Origin of the sequence: Streptomyces sp. ACA25 (assembly GCF_028200735.1) — a bacterium.
Taxonomy (GTDB): Bacteria; Actinomycetota; Actinomycetes; order Streptomycetales; family Streptomycetaceae; genus Streptomyces.
The window spans coordinates 153,079-169,921 of the sequence record NZ_JAQKPV010000012.1; the positions used below are offsets into that span (position 1 = coordinate 153,079).

Sequence of the window (16,843 nt, forward strand, 5' to 3'; positions counted from 1 at the left end):
CGCACCGTCAGAGAACGGTGCTCAGGAACTCCCGGGTGCGCTCGTGCTCGGGATCACTGAACATCTTGTCCGGCGGTCCGGACTCGACGATCTTCCCCTTGTCGAACATCAGCACACTGTCGGAGATGTCCCGGGCGAAGGACATTTCGTGCGTCACCACCAGCATGGTGATGTCCGTGGTGTGGGCGATGTCGCGCAGGACGTCCAGCACACCGGCCACCAGCTCCGGGTCGAGTGCCGAGGTCACCTCGTCGAGCAGCAGGACCTGCGGCCGCATGGCGAGGGCCCGGGCGATCGCGACCCGCTGCTGCTGACCTCCGGAGAGCTGGCTGGGGTACTTGTCGAGGTGCTCGGTGAGCCCGACCATCTCGATCAGCTCCTTGCCCCGCTCCACCGCCTCGTCCTTGGGCATGCCCAGCACGTGCACCGGGGCCTCGGTGACGTTCCGCAGCACCTTCATGTTCGGGAAGAGGTTGAACTGCTGGAAGACCATGCCGATCTTCTTGCGCACCTCGCGGGTGTGCCGCTCCCCGGCCTTGACCAGCTTGCCGTTCCGCTCCTCATGGGTGAGGTACTGCCCGTCCACCATGATGGTGCCCTCTTCGGGCGTGAGCAGCGTCATGAGCAGCCGCAGGATCGTGGTCTTGCCCGATCCGGAGGGGCCGATGAGCGTGACGTGCTTCCCGGTGTCCACCGAGAAGCAGAGGTCGTCCAGGACCGTGAGGTCGCCGAATCTCTTCGTCACGTCGGTGAAGCGGATCAGCTCTCTGCCGGTCGCCCGCGACTGGGGTGCTTCCCCGTTCGGCTGCGCGGTGGCGCCCGTCGCTGCGTCGGGCTTCTTGTCCTTGGGCTCGTTCGGCGTGTCCACCGGTGCCTCCGGGTGCTCGGTGTTCTCAGAAGTGGGGTCAGTAGGTGGCAAGACGGCGCTCCAGAGCTCGGATCAGCAGTGAGGCCGGGTAGGCGATGACGATGAAGGCGACGCCGACCACGGTGATGGGCTCCATGTAGTTGAACGTCTCCGTGCCGAAGACCCGGGCCGAGCCCAGCATTTCCATGGCACCGATGGTGACGATCAGCGGGGTGTCCTTCAGCATGGCGATCACGTAGTTGCCCAGCGCGGGCACCACACGGCGGAACGCCTGCGGCAGGATCACCGCGGTCCAGGTGCGGCCGGGCGGCAGGCTGAGCGCGCGCGCCGCCTCCCACTGGCCGACCGGCACGCCCTCGATACCCGCGCGGTAGACCTCCATGGTGTAGGTGGAGTAGTGCAGGCCCAGCCCGATGGACCCGGCCACCAGCGCGGTGAGGGTGGGGAAGCCCGGCACTTCGGGCATCACGAAGTAGAGGAAGAACAGCTGCACCAGCAGCGGCGTGTTGCGGACGAATTCGGTGAAGCCGGTGACCGGCCAGCGCACCCACGCCGGCCCGCGGAGGGCCACGGCCCACACGAGGCCGAGGCTGAAGGCCAGCAGCGTGCCGTACACCAGCGCCTGCAGGGTGACGAGTACGCCGTCCCAGAACGCCGGCATGAAGTCGGAGACGACACCCCAGTCCCAGTTCATGACGCGGTACCTCCGATGGCACGGGTGTCAGGTGCGGTCTTGTTGCCGGTGAGCGCGAGGCTCCGGAAGAAGCCGGTCCGCTTCTTCGGCGGCAAGGGCTGGCCGACTCCGGCTTTGGCCTGGCGTTCCAGTCCGCGCATGCCCCGGGTGATGAGGAAGGCCAGCACGAAGTAGAGCACCAGCAGCAGGGTGTAGGCGGGTGCGCTGCTCTGGGTGGTGATACGGATGACGTTGCCGGCGAAGGCCAGGTCCGCCACCGAGATCACCGAGATCAGCGCGGTGCCCTTGAGGAGCTCGATCGCCAGGTTGTTGAACGGCGGGATCATCTCCGGCCAAGCCTGCGGGATCTCGATCCGCCGCAGCCGCTGCATGCGGGTGAAGCTCAGGGCGATTCCCGCTTCCCGCTGGGCCGGGGACACCGCGGCCAGCGCGCCGCGGACGATCTCGGACCCGTAGGCGCCGTAGGTCAGTCCGAGTGCCAGGACGCCCGCCCACATCAGCACCAGCTGGTAACCGAACATCAGGGGGAAGGCGAAGGCGAACCAGAAGAGGATCACCAGGGCGGAGGCTCCGCGGAAGATCTCGAAGTAGGCGCCGGAGAGGAAGCGGACGATCCAGAACCGCGAGGTACGCATCGTGCCGATGGTGAAGGAGACGAACAGGGCGAGCGCGGCGCTGTAGAGGGTGACCTGGACGGTGATCCAGAGTCCGGGAAGAATCCAGTGGTAAATCAGACCCCAGGTCATTCCGTGCAGAGCTCCTCTGCGGTCAGATCGGTCATGTCTTCCTCGGTGAACCCGAAGGGCTCGACGATTTCCAGCAGCTCCCCGCTGTCCTTGAGCTGGTGCAGTTCGGCGTTGAAGGCGTCCCGCAGGTTCGTCTCGGTCGGGCGGAAGGCGAAGCCGCCGGCCCCGATCTGCTCCTCCCCGTCGACCACCGGGGTGAACGGCTCGGTGGCCTCCACTCCGGCGGAGTCCCTGGCCGCCGCGACGATGGTGGGAGCGGTGCCGAAGAAGGCGTCGATCCGGCCCTGCCGGACGGCGTCGAGGCCGGCCACCTGATCCGGGAACGTCTGGATGTCACCGGCCGGATATCCGTTCCCTACGGCGTAGTCGGCCTGGAACCAGCCGGGGCCGGTGGCCACCCGGGCCCCGGCCTCGACCAGGTCCGAGTAGTCCTGCACGCCCAGGGGGTTGCCCTCCGCCACGATGAAGGCGTCCTTGGCCACGTAGTCGGGGTCGGAGAAGATCACGCTCCGGCAGCGCTCGGGGTTGATCCACATGCCCGCGGCGACCACGTCGAACTGCAGGGAGTTGAGTCCGGGGATGAGGCTGCCGAACTCGGTCAGCACGGGCTGGAAGTTGTCCACCCCCAGCCGCCCGAAGATGACTTCGGCGATGGCCGGGGCCTGACCGGTCAGCTTCCCGTCGTCACCGATGTATGAGTAGGGGACCTCGCTGGCGATGCCGAGCCGGACGACGCCCTCGGCGCGCAGCCGGTCCAGCAGGTCACCGCCCTCTTCCGCGGCCCGGGTGTCGATGCGTGCGCATCCCGCGGTGGCGCCGAGCGCCGCCGCCCCGAGCAGCAGAGAGCGTCGGCTGATCCCACTTCCGTCACGTCTTGGGTTCTTCCTTAGTGGTGGAGCCATGGGCGCGCGGCTACCCATTCCCGCCGGGGTTATGCGCCGGGATTCCGCTTGGCGCAGTGCCCGCCCGGACTGTGATCATTGCGTCACCATGGACGGGCCCGCACCACCTATGAGGAGGCGTCATGTCAGACCAGCCCGCGACCGAGCGGTTCATCGAGGTGTCGCTGGACCGGCGCGGTGTCTCCTGCACCGCCCGGCTGCTCACCGACCGCGCGCCGGTCACCTGCGCCGCGGTGTGGGACGCCCTGCCCCTGGGCGGGGACGTCTACCACGCCAAGTACGCCCGGAACGAGATCTACACCCTGTTGCCGCCCTTCGCCCCCGAGGAGCCGCCGCTGGAGAACCCCACCATCACCCCGATCCCGGGCGACCTGTGCTACTTCACCTTCACCAACACCCAGCTGGGTACCGCCTCCTACGGCTACGAGAGCGAGGCGGGGCACCGCGACCGGCCCACCGTGGTGGACCTGGCGCTGTTCTACGAACGGAACAACCTCCTCATCAACGGTGACGCCGGCTGGGTGCCCGGCATTGTCTGGGGGGCGGTCGTCGACGGCCTGGACCGGATGGCCGATGCCTGCCAGGACCTGTGGCGGGCCGGCGCACTGGGGGAGACGCTCAGTTTCCGGCGGGCGTGAGCCCGCCCAGCATCGGCGGGGCGGGCAGCTCCGCCACCCCCGCCGTGTAGAGGGCGTGTGCGGCACGCAGGACCAGGGCGTCGGCGTGCCGCGCACTCACCAGCTGGAGTCCGATCGGCAGCCCGTCCCGGTCCGTGCCGCACGGCATGCTCGCGGCGGGCTGCTGGGTCATGTTGAACGGGTAGCTCAGCTGTGCCCATTCCGTCCAGCGGTGCTGCCCCGAACCCTCCGGGACCTCAAGGCCGTTGCCGAAGGCCGTGATCGGCACGGACGGGGTGACCAGCAGGTCCCAGTTCTGGTGGAAGGCACCCATCGCCTTGCCCAGGGCCATCCGCACGTCCACCGCGGCGAGGTAGTCCAGTGCGCTGTACCGGGCGCCCTGCGCGCAGATCTCCTGCAGTCCGGGGTCCATGGCGGCCCGCTGCCGCGCGTCGTAGGGCTCGGTGACCCGGGCGGCGCCGCTGAACCACAGGGTGTGGAAGGCCTCCCGAAGGGTGTCGACCGGCAGCATCGGCGGGTCGATCTCCTCGACATGGGCGCCCAGCTCCTCCAGCCGCTCCACCGCGCGACGCACCGCGGCGGCCACGTCGGGGTGCACGGGCTGCCCGCTGCCGCCGGGGAAGCCGAGCGAGGGTGAGTAGGCCACGCGCAGACCCCGCACCCCCTCGGCACCGTCCGCGAGGGCATCGGTGAAGCGGCCGGGAGGCGGTCCCAGATGCGACCAGTCGCGGGGGTCGGGCCGGGAGATCACGTCCAGCAGCAGCGCGGCGTCCGCCGCGTCCCGGGTCATCGGCCCGACGTGGGCCAGCGTGCCGAAGGCGCTGGCCGGGTACAGCGGCACTCGGCCGTAGGTCGGCTTGAGTGCGAAGATGCCGCAGAAGGAGGCCGGGATCCGCACCGAGCCGCCCCCGTCGGTGCCCAGGCTGAGCGGGCCCGCCCCGAGCGCGACGGCCGCCGCGCTGCCGCCGCTGGAGCCGCCCGCGGTGCGTGACGGGTCGTAGGGGTTGCCCGTCGCGCCGTGCGGCGGGCAGTCGGTGACGCCTTTCCAGGCGAATTCCGGGGTGGTGGTCTTGCCGAGGAACACTGCTCCGGACTCCCGCAGCCGGGCGACCGAGGGGGCGTCCTCCTCGAAGGGGCCCTCGGTGCGGGCGCCCGCCGAGCCGCGCCGGGTGGGGTGACCCCGCATGAGCAAAATGTCCTTGACCGTGACCGGAACGCCGTCCAGCGGACCCGCCGGCCGGCCGCTCCGCCAGCGGTCGCGGGAGGCGGCCGCCTGTTCCAGTGCCGCTTCACCGTCGAGCAGCACGAAGGCGTTGACCTGGGGCTGTACGGTCTCCGCCCGCTCCAGAGCCGCACGGGCGGCGTCCACGGGGGTGAAGCGACCGGCGGCGTAACCGGCCGTCAGCGCGCCGGCGGTCAGGTCGGTGAGCCCGTCCGGGCCGGTGGGCGCCGAGGAGGCGGTCGGGGTGGTGAAGTCGGTCATGGAGTGCTCCGTCGGGGTCGGTGCGTGGCGGCCGGCCGGGGACCGGAGGGCCGCCGAAGCGGGTTCCGGGCTCAGCTGTGGGGCACGTACCCCAGCTTCTTGTCGACGACGTTCAGCAGCGGCTCGCCGGCGTGCCAGCGGTCGAAGTTGTCGCAGAACTGCTCGGCGAGATCGTCGCGCCAGCCGAGCGTGTCCCCGCTCATGTGGGGGGAGACGAACAGGGTGGGCACGTCCCAGAGCCGGCTCGACTCGGCCAGTGGCTCCTCGCCGAACACGTCGAGGGCGGCACCGGCGAGGCGGTGCTCCAGCAGCGCGTCGGCCAGGTCGTCCTCGACGACGTGCGGCCCGCGGCCGATGTTCACGAAGTGCGCGTCCTGCTTCATGAGGGCGAAAGCCCGGGCGTCGAACATCCCGCGGGTCTGCGGGGTGAGCGGTGCGGCGCAGACCACCCAGTCCGCCTCCGGCAGCAGCCCGGGCAGTGCTTCACTCGCGTGCACACGTCCGAAATCCGCGTCCTGGGCGCGTTCCTGTCGGCCCACCAGCTCCACTTCGACACCGAGTGCCGTGAGTGTCCGCCCGATCCTCCGGCCGATGGGGCCGGAACCGACGACAACGGCCCGGGTGCCGGTCACCTTTCTTGTCTCCCGGTGCCGCCAGCGGCGTTGCCGCTGCAATTCCCAGCTACCGCGGAAATCCTTTGCCATGGCGAGGACCAGCCCGGCCACGTATTCGGAAATGGGTCCGTCGAACACCCCTCGGGCGTTGGTGACGACCGTGTCGGAGGTCATGAGTCCGGGAAAGAGCAGCCGGTCCACCCCGGCGCTGGCCGTGTGGACCCAGACCGGTCTGCGGCCCGGGCCCGGCCAGGCGTCCCGCACCGCGTCCGAGGTGAAGTTCCAGACGAGCAGGACATCGGCCTCCGGCAGCAGCTCTGCCAGGGAGGACTCATCCGCGTGGAGTACCCGGGCCCGGCCCTTCAGCCGGTCGAGTCGGGGCAGCGGGTTGTCGTCGAGGACCAGGACACAGGGGGCTGACATCAGAGAGAAACCGTTCCGCAACGAGGGTCTGTTTGGCTGGGTTCCGGCGGGTGAGGAGAGGGCGGAGAAACCAGGCATTGACCACGGTAGGGAGGAGAAACTACCTTCGTCAATGAAGGCATCTGTCCCGGCGTCCCGGTTTCCCTCACCGGCTCTTTTTTCCTTCTTCGGCCAGACTGGGTCTGCGCCGCCCTTCGTGCGTCAATCTGGGGTCAGAAAATGGATGTCTCGTTCCTCGGTGGTCCACAGCCACAGCGTGGCGTCGGAATCGTTGCGCCCTTCGACTTCGCCCTCGACCGGGAGCTGTGGCGATGGGTGCCTGATGATGTGTCCCTGTACCTGACCCGCACTCCCTTCGTCCCGGTCGAGGTGAGCCTCGACCTGGCCCGGATGGTGAGTGAACACGAGACGCTGCGGGAGGCTGTGCGGGCGCTGAGCTCGGTCAGCCCGGAGGTGGTGGCCTACGCCTGCACCTCCGGGAGCTTCGTGAGCGGCGTTGCCGGGGAACGTGCGATGACGACCGCCATGCTGCGGGCCGGGGAGATCCCCGCACTGACCACGTCCGGGGCGCTGCTCGAGGCGCTCATCGAGCTGGACGTGCGGCGGGTCGCCGTCGTCACCCCTTACACGAAGTCGGTCACCGACTCTCTGGAGGAGTTCATCGGCGAAGCCGGGATCGAGGTGTGCGGCCGCAGCTATCTCGGTCTGACCCGGGAGATCTGGCGGGTGGGCTACCGGGAGGTGGTCGACATGGCGCGGGAGGCGGTGCTCGACGCGCCCGACGCGCTCTTCATCAGCTGTACCAACCTCCCGACCTACGACGTGATTCCGCAGCTGGAGGCCGAGCTGCGGATGCCGGTCCTGTCCGCCAACCAGGTGACGATGTGGGCCGCGCTGCAGCGCATCGGCGTGCAGGCCGTGGGACCGTACCAGGCACTGCTCGACCCGGTGGCGCGCCGTGGTCCCGCCGCGATGGCGGCCATGCCGCCCGTGGCCGAGCCCGCGCTGCCGGAGCCGGAACCGCCGCAGGAACCGGAGGTGGCGCTGGCCGGTCCCGGCGCCGGCCCGGACGACGCAGGGCTGCTGGAGCTGCTGGACCCGCCCTTTCCGGACGAGTTCGGCGGCCCGCAGCCGGGCTGATCCGGAGCCCGCCGACGGCGGGCTCCGGATCAGCCCGGCCGGCCGGTACCCGGTCGGCCGTTCCCCCACCCCGACGCCAGACATCACTACCTGGGAGGCGCGCACATGCCGGCAGGCAACACGGTCGGATTTCTCTACCCCGGCCACTCCGCGGAGGACGACTTCCCCCGGATGGAGAAGATGCTGAATGCCACGGCGGACGATATCCGGCTGCCGCTGGTGCACACCGACATCGGGACCGATGCACACCGCGTGGACGCCCTGCTGGAGATGGGTTCGGTCCGCCGGCTCACCGACCGGGTGGCGGAGCTGACCGGCCGGGGAGCGCAGGCTGTGGTGTGGGCCTGCACCAGCGCCAGCTTCGTCTTCGGCTGGGACGGGGCTCGCGAGCAGGTCCGGGAGCTGTCCCGGAGCGCAGGGCTGCCGGCGTCCAGCACCTCCTTCGCCTTCGCCCACGCAGCCCAGGACCTCGGGCTGCGCCGGGTGGCGATCGGCGCCACCTACCCGGAGGACGTGGCCGTGCTGTTCGCGGACTTCCTGAAGGCGGCGGGCATCGAGGTCACCGCCACCCGCGGCAGCGGCATCATCACCGCTGCCGAGGTCGGGACCTGGGAGCCGGATCAGGTCCTGGAGCTGGCGCGGACCGCAGATGACCCGTCCGCCGAAGCGGTCCTGCTGCCCGACACCGCCCTGCACACCGCCGGCTGCCTGACCGAGGTCGAGCGGCAGCTCGGCAAGCCGGTACTGACGGCCAACCAGGTGACCGCCTGGGAAGGTCTGCGGCTGCTCGACCGCCGGGTCCACTGCCCGGAGCTGGGCACGCTTTTCGACCGGCAGTGATCCCTCGGCCGGGGGAGTGGCTCAGCCGAGCAGCTCGGTGATCCGTTCCCCCGGCATGGGCCGTGCCCAGTGCCAGCCCTGGCCGGCGTCGCAGCCGATCCGCCGCAATCGGTCGGCCTGATCCCGGCCCTCCACGCACTCGGCGGTCACCGTCAGCCCCAGCTTGTGGGCGAGCTCGACGAGCGCGGACACGAGCGTCTCGTCGGCCGGGCCGAGCTCCCGGGCGTCGCGGAAACCGCGTACGAAGGTGCCGTCCAGTTTCAGGGCCCGTACCGGTAGCCGGCAGAGGTACGCCAGGTTCGAGTAGCCGGTGCCGAAGTCGTCGAGCGCGATCCGCACGCCCATGTCGGACAGATCCTGCAGAGCCTGCAGGGGACGGCCCGCGGAACCCATCACCGCTGATTCGGTGAGCTCCAGCTGCAGCAGAGCCGGGGCCAGGCCGGTCTCCCCGAGCACTCCGGCGACATCCGCGACGAGGTCGGAGTCCCAGACCTGGCGGACCGCCAGATTCACACTGACGTACAGCGGCGTCCCGGCGTGCTCCCGCTGCCAGCGCCGCGCCTGCCGGCAGGCTTCGGCGAGCACCCACCGGCCCAGCGGGACGATGGCGCCGTTCTCCTCGGCGAGGCCGATGAACCGGTCCGGCGAGAGCCGTCCCAGCCGTGGATGCTGCCAGCGGACCAGGGCCTCCGCCCCCTGCGGCAGTCCGTCGGCGAGCCCGACGATCGGCTGGTACTCCAGCCGGAACTCGCCGCGCTCGACCGCGGGGCGCAAGGTCGAGGACAGTTCCCGGCGCGTCAGCCGGCGGGCATCGCGTTCCGGGTCGTACAGCGTCCACCGTGCCTTCCCGTCGGCCTTGGCCCAGTGCAGAGCGGTGTCGGCGGCCTGCATCAACGCGGTGGCGGTGGTGTCCGCGCACGCGCGTTCCACCACCCCGATGCTGGCGGAGATCGGAAGCTGCCGGCCGGCCACGGTGCAGGGCAGCCGCAGCGCAGCGGTCACCGCCCCGGCGAGGGAGGTCAGCTGCTCGGTACCGGCGGATGCCTCGACCAGTACGGCGAACTCGTCCCCGCCGAGCCGCGCCACCAGCTGCCCACCCGGAGGGCTTTGCGAGGCGCACCGGACGAGCCGCTGGGCGACTGCCCCGAGCAGCTGGTCCCCGTCCCGGTGGCCGAAGGTGTCGTTGACTGCCCGGAACCCGTCCAGGTCCAAGAAGCACATCCCGACCCGCCCGGTGGGGGAGGCGGCCAGCGCTTCGGTCAGCCGTTCCAGGAACAGGGTGCGGTTGGGCAGCCGGGTGACGGGGTCGTGCGTCCGCAGGTGCCGCAGCCGTTCCCGGAGCCGCCGATGCCGGCTGAGGTCGGTGACGGTCAGCAGCGCGCGCGGCCGGCCGTCCGCCGTCGGCCGGCCGGCGTCCGGGGCCGGGCCCGCTGCCTCGGCCCGCTCGACGGTGATCTGGACCCAGAGCGTGTGTCCGTCGGGATGCTTGAGCGGGCGGGTGCACCGCATCCGGTCGAGGCGGCCCCGCAGCACCGCCCGGTAGGGGGCCCGGATCCGGTCGTCCCCGTCCATCCCGGTGGCGGCGTCGGCCCTCGCACCGAGCAGGGCGGTGTGGTCCGTGCCGAGCAGGGTGCCCAGGGCCCGGTTCGCCGCCAGGATGTGCCCGGACGGATCGACCAGCGCCATGGGTGTCCGTGCGGTGTGGAACGCCGCGCGATAGCCGCCATCCGCAGCGCTCTCCGCACTCGTCGTCAGGGGTCCGTTCACCGATCGCTCCCGGAAGGGCTTGGGCCGCGTGCGGATGGCGCCGGCGGGCGCTCCCCGGGCCGGCCGTTGAAGAGATCCGCGGGGGAAATGGGGCGATCATAGGGGCTGCGCGAACGGCCGAGCCACTGACCGGCCGGTCCGGTCCACCGGGCGGAGCGTTCGGGACCGGAGCTCTGTCATCCGTCGGTGCTTCCGGTCGGTGCGGGATCACTTCCGACTGCTTCTGTGCGGATTCCCGGTGGTGAGGTGATCACATGATCATTACTCGGGTGGCCCAGCTCAACAGGTCATGAGCCGTGCGCGGGAACAGAGTGGTGAGGGTGTCCCCTTTGTTCGACGGGAGGTCGAGGTGGGCCGTCACCGCATGCCCGCGGACACCGTCCCGGGTCACCGGCCGGAGCGACGGCGTCCGCGCTCCGTCCTGGCCGGACCCGCCACCGTGCTGCTGGCCGTGACAGCGCTCATCGGTGCCGGCACGATGGCCGGGCCGATGTACGGTGCGAGCGCTGACGAGCCGTGCAGCCTGCCCCGGTCCGGGGTCCACCACTCGCTCGGTCTCGACTCCTGGAACAGCTCCTACCCGCGGCCCGACGGCGACCTGGACGCGGTGATGCTCTTCCTGTCCTTCCCGGACGCGGAGCCGTATCTCACCCCCGCGGCGATTGCCGCGGAGCACTTCCCGGCCACCTCGGACTTCTTCTCGCGCTCCTCCTACGGGCAGTTCCGGTTGACCGCACACGTGGTCGAGGAGTGGATCGAGATGCCGCAGGCTTCCACCGCGTACGGCATCCAACGCGACTGGGACGCCGAGCTGCGCTCGGCCTATCTGCGGGACGCCCTCGAGTTGCTGGAGCCGCGGGTGGACTTCGCCGGCCACGACATCATCTACCTGGTGGCCGACCCGGACGCCCCGGGCGTGGACTCCGATGCCACCAAAGTCGTGAACTTCGACCGGCCGGTCGAAGTCGGTGACGCCGAGATTCGCCGGATCGTGACCGTGTTCGAAGAGCGCACGCCCGACCGCAATGTCCTGGCGCACGAGACCGGCCATGTCTTCGACCTTCCCGACCTCTACCGGCGGCCCGACGACCGGCACGGAGACTGGGACACCTACGTGGGCGACTGGGACATCATGGGCAGCCAGTTCGCTCTCGCACCGGACTTCTTCGGCTGGCACAAGTGGAAACTCGGCTGGCTGAACACCGAGTTCATCGACTGCGTCCGGGGCCCCGGGGTCACCCGGCACACGCTGGAACCGCTCGGAGCCCCGCTGGATCCCGAGCGGCCGGAGAACGACACCCGCCTCGCGGTGATCCGCACCGGCGCCCACGAGGCGCTGGTCGCCGAGGCGCGTACCCGGGCCGGGAACGACGCGGACGCGTGCACCTCGGGAGTGCTGCTCTACCTGGTCCGCAGCGACGTCCCCTCGGCGCAGGGGCCCATCGAGGTACTGGACGGCAGCCCGGACAGCGGTGCCTGTCACGGACGGTCGGTGCACCCCCGCCTGGCGGACGCGCCGCTGGACACGGGGGAGACCTACCGGCACACCGGGGCCGGCGTCCGGGTGGACGTGGGGGACCGTACGGCCACCGGCGGGTGGGAGGTCACGATCACGAAGGACTGACGGGGCTCCGGGGAGCTGTCGTGGCTCCGGCGTCGGCTCTCCGGTACGCCGAATGCCCCCGGCACCGCCGGGGGCATTCGGATGTCTGTGCGCCGCCAGGGACTCGAACCCCGGACCCGCTGATTAAGAGTCAGCTGCTCTAACCAACTGAGCTAGCGGCGCCTGCTGACGTAGGAGACCTTAGCATCCCCCTAGGCGCCGGCAAAAACCGGATTTCGTCCCGCACCCCTGCGACCTGCGCGGGAAGCCCGGACGCACCCCCAGAGCAGCACGTCGGGGCCGGGCAGCCAAGGGCTCGGGGTGTGCGGGGCGACGAGCCAGCGGGCATGCTCGGACTCCCGGCCGGCGGGGACCGGACCGGGGACGCTCACCACGTCCCCGGTGCCGAGACACAGCAGCGCGGGCACCGGTGCCGCGCCGCCGCTCCACTCCTGCCAGTGCAGGAGCGCGGGCAGCCGGGCGGCGGTGCCCGGCGCGGCGAACAACAGCAGCCGCCCCCGATGGGCGGCCACCGGCCCGCTGCCCGGGCCGCAGGTCCACAGCGCTTCGAGTAAGCGGCGGCCGAACAGCGCGGGCGCGCTGACCACGTCGAACACCCTGCCGCAGGGCAGCTCGGTCGCGCGGTGCGGGTGGCGGGACCACAGCGTGGTGACGCTGCCGGGGAAGGTGCCGGCCGAGGCGAGCCAGGCGGTGCCGGACGGGGTGGGGGTGCGGGGGGCATCGTTCATACCGCTACGTCTACCGGTAGTGGCACACCGTTCGCATCCGATCACCGAATGTCAGGACAGGGGGGCTTCCCGTCGGCTATCTTTCGCACTTTCCCCGCGCATATGCCCCTCCGTTTCCGGGGTCAGCCCTCGGGGGCGGGACGGGCCAGCAGCTTCCGGCCGAACTCGATCATCTTCTCCGCGTACTCCTCGGTCCAGCCGGCCCGGTCCGCGATCGCGGGGGTGGGCATCCGGTCGAAGCGGCCCGGATCGGCGAGCTGGGCCGCGGCCATCGCCTGGTACTCCACCGAGCGGTCGGCCGCGGCCTGGAAGGCCACCGCCAGCTCGGTTGCCCGGCCGAGCAGGTCCCGGGGGTCGGTGATCGACTCCAGGTCGAAGAACCTCTCGTCCTCCGGCCCGGCCGCCGGCGGTTCGAAGAACAGTGCCGCGGGCCGCCGGGGACGCGGGGGGTCGCCGCTGGGGCCGGGAGCAGCGCCGGACTGGGACATCGCGGCTGCCACCTGCCTTCCTCGTCACACGTTCACCGGCCCGTGCACGGAGCCGGTCCTTTCAGCGGTCACCAGGCCGGTGAGCACCGGAGGCCGCCGCGTCCGCACGCGTCACCGGCGCTCCAGCGGTCCATTGTGCCGTGCCGGGCCAGGCCCGCGCTCCTCGCGCGGCCCGGATGCCGCCACGGCCGGCACCGCGGGTCCCCGCCCCGGGCCGGCCGCCGCGACCTCCGTGGGCCGGCTTCCCGCCCACGGGTCCGGCCGGCCCGCTCCGGCGGCGGCTCCGGCGAGGGCGTCCCTGGCCCGGTCCGCCAGCCGCATCGCCGGACGGGCCAGCAGCAGTCCGGCCGCCATGACGGCGACGCCCGCGACGGCATCCAGCAGGTAGTGGTTCGCGGTGCCCAGGACCACGATCACGGTCAGCAGCGGATAGCCCACCGCCAGGGCCCGCAGCAGGGTTGCCCGGGGAGCGAGGAGCCACAGCACCGCTCCGCACCACACCGCCCAGCCCACGTGCAGACTGGGCATCGCCGCGTACTGGTTCGTCAGGTCCCCCAGGCCGCTCGGCGCGCTCGCCGAGTCCGACCACCACCCGTACGCGCTGTACTGGGCCAGACTGTCGACGAAACCGTGCCGGTCGGCCAGCAGCCGGGGCGGGGAGGTGGGCAGCAGCGTGAACCCCACCAGCCCGAGCAGGGTGGAGAGCATCAGCCACGTGCGCATCAGCCGGTAGTGGAACGGCCGGCGCCGGAACAGCCAGACGAGGACGGCCGGGGTCACCAGATAGTGCAGTGCCGCGTAGAAGAACGCGCAGGGTATGCCGAGCAGCGGGTACTCGGTGAACAGCCGGTTCAGCGGTTCCACGGCATTGAGCGAGAACGTCCGCTCCCAGCGGAGTATCGCCGTCCCGTTCTCCACCGCGGTTCCGACGTCACCGCGGGCCAGCAGCCGGGCACCGGCATAGGCGGCGTAGACGACGACCAGCAGGAGGAGTTCCGCCCACCAGCGGGGCCGGACTCGGGACATGCGGGGCCTCTCCGGAGGTTCGGGTACGTCCGGCCGCCGGTGACCGGGCGGCGTCCCCACGCTACGAGGCCGGGTAGGAGTACAGACGCCCAGGTCAGCCCTCCGGGTTCCATCCGTGATGATGTACCGGGACGCACAGGCGACGGAGGAGCACCATGACAGCGCGACGCATCCTGCTGGTCCGGCACGGCCGGACCGCCTGGTCGGTGACGGGACGGCACACGGGGCGGACCGACGTCCCGATGCTGGACGAGGGCCGGGTGGGCGCCAAGCTGCTCGGTGACCGGCTCCAGGGACTGCCGTGGAGCGGCCTGCCGGACGCTGAGGTCCGCACCAGCCCGCTGTCCCGGGCCCGCGAGACCTGCGAACTGGCCGGGTTCGGAGAGCGGGCGGAACCCTGGGACGCGTTGCTCGAATGGGATTACGGCCGGGACGAAGGGCTGACCCCCGCCGCTCTCCGGGAGCGGCACGGTGCCGACTGGACGATCTGGCGGGACGGCCCCGAAGGGGGCGAGCCGGTCGCCGCGCTCATGGCACGGGCCGACGAGATCATCGCGCATTCCCGGACGGCCGGGCGGGACCTGCTGCTCTTCGCCCACGGCCATCTCCTGCGGGCCCTGGCTGTCCGCTGGCTCGGCCTCGACCCGTCCTACGGGGCCCGCCTCCGGCTCGACCCGGCCTCGCTGTCGGTTCTGAGCTGGGCCTACGGCGAGCGGGCCCTGGAACGCTGGAACGACACCGGCCATCTGGACGCCGCCGACTGACCGGACGCACCACCGGCCGACGGGTTCCCCTCCCGGAGCCCGCGGACGGTGGAGCGGGCCGTGGACCGGGCATCAATCCAAAGGCTGCTGCCGAAACTGTCGCACGGTCCGCTGCCGGGCCCGGAAGGCCGCCACCACGGGGTGCGCACGGCACGCCCGCAACCCGTGCGCGGTGCTCGCCAGCATCGCCGTGATCCGGGTCGAACGGACCTGCTCGAGCAGACCGAGGGCCCGCAGCCCCACCTCGGCCGCCTCCTCCGGCTCACCCAGGTGCGTCAGGTCACCGGCGAGCTCGGCGGCGAACAGCGCCGTGTTCCGGACGAAGTGCGGGCTCTGCAGGGCCACCGCCTCCCGGGCGCACGCCGCCGCCCGGGACCAGTCACCCAGCGCCGACCAGCACTGCGACTCCAGGCCCGCGAGCTCGGCGTCCCCGAAGAACGACATCCATTCCGGGTCGTCCGTCGAAGCTCCCCTCGCGTACAGCGCCTCAGCCCGGGCCAGCGCCGCCTCGCAGCCGCCGCGGTCACCGAGCCCGGCCCAGCCTCCCGCCTCCCGCAGCGCCAGCAGGGCCCGCAGCCGGTGCGAGGGAACCTGCCGGGCGGCCTGCTGCCCGGCCTGGGCCGCACGGACAGCCTCCCGGGGGCGCCCGGCGTCACGGGCCAGGAAGGAGGTGTTGCAGAAGGCGTGCGCCTCCAGCGCGGCATCGCGGCCCATCCGGGCAGTGGCCAGCGCCTCCGCATAGTGCGACCGGGCGTCCTGATAGCGCCCCGAGTCGTGCGCGAGCCAGCCCACGGAGAGGGCCAGCTCCCCGGCCCCGGAGTGCAGCCGGTCGCTGACGGACTGCCGCCGGGCGCCCGCGTCGAGCAGCTCGTAGGCGACCCGCAGCTTCTCCCCGGCCCGCAGGTAGAGCCCGTCCGCCCCGAGCCGGTCGTCGAGCAGCCTGATGTCCCGGACCGCCTTCTCCACTGCACCTGCTTCCGGCTCGCCGGGCCGCGCCGGGGCGGCGGACGCGGTGGTGGTGCGGGCCACCGGCGGGCCCAGTGACGCGACGGCGACCGGGCCGCCGTACATGAATGCGCGACGCAGCACGTCGCTCTCCTCGTGGTGTTCGACAGTGGTCATGATGTCCTCGGCGGGCGGCATCCGCGCTGCCCTCCGCTCCCTCTCGTGCGTCGACACGGCCGGGGAGCGCGCCCCTCGTCCGCGCACCGTCTGCCGGGGCGCGAAGCCCAGGTCGACCAGCGTGCGGCCGGGGAACATATGGAGAAACACCCGCTCATAGGCGTAGTTCGGACAGCGGATCTCCCCTGCCTCGACCCGGCCGATGTAGCGGGCGTCGCACGACACCCGCTCGCCGATCTCCCGGGCGGACCGCCGCACGGCCGCGGCGAACTCCGCCGGTGACCGGCTGCCCCGCAACTCCCGGAAGACCCGGTTGGGTCCGGCCGGCCGCCGGCCGGCCGGACCCGGTGACGCGGAAGACGTCGACGTCATGGCGGGACGGTACCGGCTGCGCGCGCGCCGATACCCGGAATGTCCTGACCCAACGGACATCTTGCCCGTGATCTGCCATGAACTGCCATCCCTTGCGGCAGTCCCCGGGCGTAGCCCTTGACAGCACCGGCGCGTTGTACTGCATACACCGACAGCCGAGGAGGGGTCCCAATGCCGGACACCGGGCACGTGCAGGCTACGGCCCACCGACGTGCCACCCGCAGCACGCCCGACCGCGGAATCACCGAGGTCCTCTGCGACCTGGTGACCGTACCGGCGAGGCAAGGCCTGGAAGCAGTCGACATCCTGCGCCTGCGCACCGGCGTCGGGCCGGTGCTGCACGACGGGGAGGGTGACACCCTGGGATTCGTCGTGCCCCCGGGCACCGCGGAGGTCTGGGATCTTCCGGGCAGCTCCTGCGTCCCGGCCCGGCGCATCTCCTGCGGAGCGGGACGGCCCACGGCGACCGGCAGCGGCTGGCTCGTGCCGCCGGGCAGTGCCGTCACCGGGGCGACCGCCCCGGGCGAGCTGTGCGCCGCACTGACGGAAGCGGCCCGCACCCTGGAGGCCGTGGACCGCTGCGCCCAGTCAACTTGACCCGGCG

At 71.6% G+C, this 16,843-nt stretch carries 17 protein-coding genes and 1 tRNA gene; 6 read left to right on the forward strand and 12 right to left on the reverse strand.

All coding sequences use genetic code 11. From position 1 onward, the window contains the following. Positions 1-7 precede the first annotated feature (7 nt). The 4 genes from ehuA to ehuB form a co-directional block, all read right to left on the reverse strand. Entirely contained in the window at positions 8-763 is a 756-nt protein-coding gene (gene ehuA, locus PJ985_RS18650) for an ectoine/hydroxyectoine ABC transporter ATP-binding protein EhuA (RefSeq protein WP_271684999.1), read from the reverse strand. A gap of 142 nt (positions 764-905) precedes the next feature. Next, the gene (gene ehuD, locus PJ985_RS18655) at positions 906-1,562 is read right to left on the reverse strand and encodes an ectoine/hydroxyectoine ABC transporter permease subunit EhuD (RefSeq protein WP_271684969.1); all 657 of its coding nucleotides are present in this window, start codon (positions 1,560-1,562) and stop codon (positions 906-908) included. Next, the gene (gene ehuC / locus PJ985_RS18660; RefSeq protein WP_271684970.1) at positions 1,559-2,308 is read right to left on the reverse strand and encodes an ectoine/hydroxyectoine ABC transporter permease subunit EhuC; all 750 of its coding nucleotides are present in this window, start codon (positions 2,306-2,308) and stop codon (positions 1,559-1,561) included. The genes ehuD and ehuC overlap by 4 nt, the downstream gene beginning before the upstream one ends. Then, the gene (gene ehuB, locus PJ985_RS18665) at positions 2,305-3,210 is read right to left on the reverse strand and encodes an ectoine/hydroxyectoine ABC transporter substrate-binding protein EhuB (RefSeq protein WP_271684972.1); all 906 of its coding nucleotides are present in this window, start codon (positions 3,208-3,210) and stop codon (positions 2,305-2,307) included. Before ehuB ends, ehuC begins: the two co-directional genes overlap by 4 nt. A gap of 122 nt (positions 3,211-3,332) precedes the next feature. Here ehuB and PJ985_RS18670 point away from each other — a divergent pair, with 122 nt between their 5' ends. Next, positions 3,333-3,848: a DUF3830 family protein gene (locus PJ985_RS18670; protein ID WP_271684974.1), complete on the forward strand. Its 516-nt coding sequence runs from the start codon at positions 3,333-3,335 to the stop codon at positions 3,846-3,848. Here PJ985_RS18670 and PJ985_RS18675 read toward each other — a convergent pair. Together PJ985_RS18675 and PJ985_RS18680 are read right to left on the reverse strand one after the other, a co-directional pair. Continuing rightward, entirely contained in the window at positions 3,829-5,331 is a 1,503-nt protein-coding gene (locus tag PJ985_RS18675; RefSeq protein WP_271684976.1) for an amidase, read from the reverse strand. The genes PJ985_RS18670 and PJ985_RS18675 overlap by 20 nt on opposite strands. Before the next feature lie 71 nt (positions 5,332-5,402). Beyond that, complete coding sequence (locus tag PJ985_RS18680; protein ID WP_271684977.1) at positions 5,403-6,368, reverse strand: D-2-hydroxyacid dehydrogenase; 966 nt, start codon at positions 6,366-6,368, stop codon at positions 5,403-5,405. A gap of 219 nt (positions 6,369-6,587) precedes the next feature. On the opposite strand from PJ985_RS18680, the gene PJ985_RS18685 reads away from it, so the two are divergent. Then, positions 6,588-7,508: a maleate cis-trans isomerase family protein gene (locus tag PJ985_RS18685; RefSeq protein WP_271684978.1), complete on the forward strand. Its 921-nt coding sequence runs from the start codon at positions 6,588-6,590 to the stop codon at positions 7,506-7,508. Positions 7,509-7,613: 105 nt separating this feature from the next. Next, on the forward strand, positions 7,614-8,348 hold the full coding sequence (locus PJ985_RS18690; RefSeq protein ID WP_271684980.1) for a maleate cis-trans isomerase family protein: 735 nt from the start codon (positions 7,614-7,616) through the stop codon (positions 8,346-8,348). Positions 8,349-8,369: 21 nt separating this feature from the next. Here PJ985_RS18690 and PJ985_RS18695 read toward each other — a convergent pair whose 3' ends face one another. Beyond that, positions 8,370-10,115, reverse strand: a complete 1,746-nt coding sequence (locus tag PJ985_RS18695) for a putative bifunctional diguanylate cyclase/phosphodiesterase (RefSeq protein ID WP_271684982.1) — start codon at positions 10,113-10,115, stop codon at positions 8,370-8,372. Positions 10,116-10,479: 364 nt separating this feature from the next. Between PJ985_RS18695 and PJ985_RS18700 the strand changes: the two genes are divergently transcribed. Next, positions 10,480-11,739, forward strand: a complete 1,260-nt coding sequence (locus PJ985_RS18700; RefSeq protein ID WP_271684984.1) for a M6 family metalloprotease domain-containing protein — start codon at positions 10,480-10,482, stop codon at positions 11,737-11,739. 88 nt (positions 11,740-11,827) lie between these two features. On the opposite strand, the gene PJ985_RS18705 is transcribed toward PJ985_RS18700, so the two are convergent. The 4 genes from PJ985_RS18705 to PJ985_RS18720 all read right to left on the reverse strand — a co-directional run bounded on the left by PJ985_RS18705 (position 11,828) and on the right by PJ985_RS18720 (position 13,981). Next, positions 11,828-11,901 (reverse strand) — tRNA-Lys (locus PJ985_RS18705). Between the two features lie 29 nt (positions 11,902-11,930). Next, a complete protein-coding gene (locus tag PJ985_RS18710; RefSeq protein ID WP_271684985.1) occupies positions 11,931-12,467 on the reverse strand; it encodes a bifunctional DNA primase/polymerase in 537 nt (178 codons plus the stop codon). Positions 12,468-12,589: 122 nt separating this feature from the next. Beyond that, positions 12,590-12,955 (reverse strand): hypothetical protein, encoded by a 366-nt coding sequence (locus tag PJ985_RS18715; protein WP_271685000.1) that lies wholly within the window; start codon positions 12,953-12,955, stop codon positions 12,590-12,592. A gap of 111 nt (positions 12,956-13,066) precedes the next feature. Beyond that, the gene (locus tag PJ985_RS18720) at positions 13,067-13,981 is read right to left on the reverse strand and encodes a phosphatase PAP2 family protein (protein ID WP_271684986.1); all 915 of its coding nucleotides are present in this window, start codon (positions 13,979-13,981) and stop codon (positions 13,067-13,069) included. Positions 13,982-14,136: 155 nt separating this feature from the next. On the opposite strand from PJ985_RS18720, the gene PJ985_RS18725 reads away from it, so the two are divergent. Then, on the forward strand, positions 14,137-14,745 hold the full coding sequence (locus PJ985_RS18725; protein ID WP_271684987.1) for a histidine phosphatase family protein: 609 nt from the start codon (positions 14,137-14,139) through the stop codon (positions 14,743-14,745). 72 nt (positions 14,746-14,817) lie between these two features. On the opposite strand, the gene PJ985_RS18730 is transcribed toward PJ985_RS18725, so the two are convergent. Next, positions 14,818-16,239 carry a tetratricopeptide repeat protein gene (locus PJ985_RS18730; protein WP_271684988.1) on the reverse strand — a complete coding sequence of 474 codons (1,422 nt, stop codon included), beginning with the start codon at positions 16,237-16,239 and terminating at the stop codon, positions 14,818-14,820. Between the two features lie 171 nt (positions 16,240-16,410). Here PJ985_RS18730 and PJ985_RS18735 point away from each other — a divergent pair, with 171 nt between their 5' ends. Continuing rightward, positions 16,411-16,836 (forward strand): hypothetical protein, encoded by a 426-nt coding sequence (locus PJ985_RS18735; RefSeq protein ID WP_271684989.1) that lies wholly within the window; start codon positions 16,411-16,413, stop codon positions 16,834-16,836. Positions 16,837-16,843: the final 7 nt, after the last annotated feature.

Bases quoted from the DNA above. Each gene is read 5' to 3' on its own strand.
- ehuD (WP_271684969.1), bottom strand. From the start codon at position 1,562: ATGAACTGGGACTGGGGTGTCGTCTCCGACTTCATGCCGGCGTTCTGG.
- ehuC (WP_271684970.1), bottom strand. From the start codon at position 2,308: ATGACCTGGGGTCTGATTTACCACTGGATTCTTCCCGGACTCTGGATC.
- ehuB (WP_271684972.1), bottom strand. From the start codon at position 3,210: ATGGCTCCACCACTAAGGAAGAACCCAAGACGTGACGGAAGTGGGATC.
- PJ985_RS18670 (WP_271684974.1), top strand. From the start codon at position 3,333: ATGTCAGACCAGCCCGCGACCGAGCGGTTCATCGAGGTGTCGCTGGAC.
- PJ985_RS18675 (WP_271684976.1), bottom strand. From the start codon at position 5,331: ATGACCGACTTCACCACCCCGACCGCCTCCTCGGCGCCCACCGGCCCG.
- PJ985_RS18680 (WP_271684977.1), bottom strand. From the start codon at position 6,368: ATGTCAGCCCCCTGTGTCCTGGTCCTCGACGACAACCCGCTGCCCCGA.
- PJ985_RS18685 (WP_271684978.1), top strand. From the start codon at position 6,588: ATGGATGTCTCGTTCCTCGGTGGTCCACAGCCACAGCGTGGCGTCGGA.
- PJ985_RS18690 (WP_271684980.1), top strand. From the start codon at position 7,614: ATGCCGGCAGGCAACACGGTCGGATTTCTCTACCCCGGCCACTCCGCG.
- PJ985_RS18700 (WP_271684984.1), top strand. From the start codon at position 10,480: ATGCCCGCGGACACCGTCCCGGGTCACCGGCCGGAGCGACGGCGTCCG.
- PJ985_RS18710 (WP_271684985.1), bottom strand. From the start codon at position 12,467: ATGAACGATGCCCCCCGCACCCCCACCCCGTCCGGCACCGCCTGGCTC.
- PJ985_RS18715 (WP_271685000.1), bottom strand. From the start codon at position 12,955: ATGTCCCAGTCCGGCGCTGCTCCCGGCCCCAGCGGCGACCCCCCGCGT.
- PJ985_RS18720 (WP_271684986.1), bottom strand. From the start codon at position 13,981: ATGTCCCGAGTCCGGCCCCGCTGGTGGGCGGAACTCCTCCTGCTGGTC.
- PJ985_RS18725 (WP_271684987.1), top strand. From the start codon at position 14,137: ATGACAGCGCGACGCATCCTGCTGGTCCGGCACGGCCGGACCGCCTGG.
- PJ985_RS18730 (WP_271684988.1), bottom strand. From the start codon at position 16,239: ATGACGTCGACGTCTTCCGCGTCACCGGGTCCGGCCGGCCGGCGGCCG.
- PJ985_RS18735 (WP_271684989.1), top strand. From the start codon at position 16,411: ATGCCGGACACCGGGCACGTGCAGGCTACGGCCCACCGACGTGCCACC.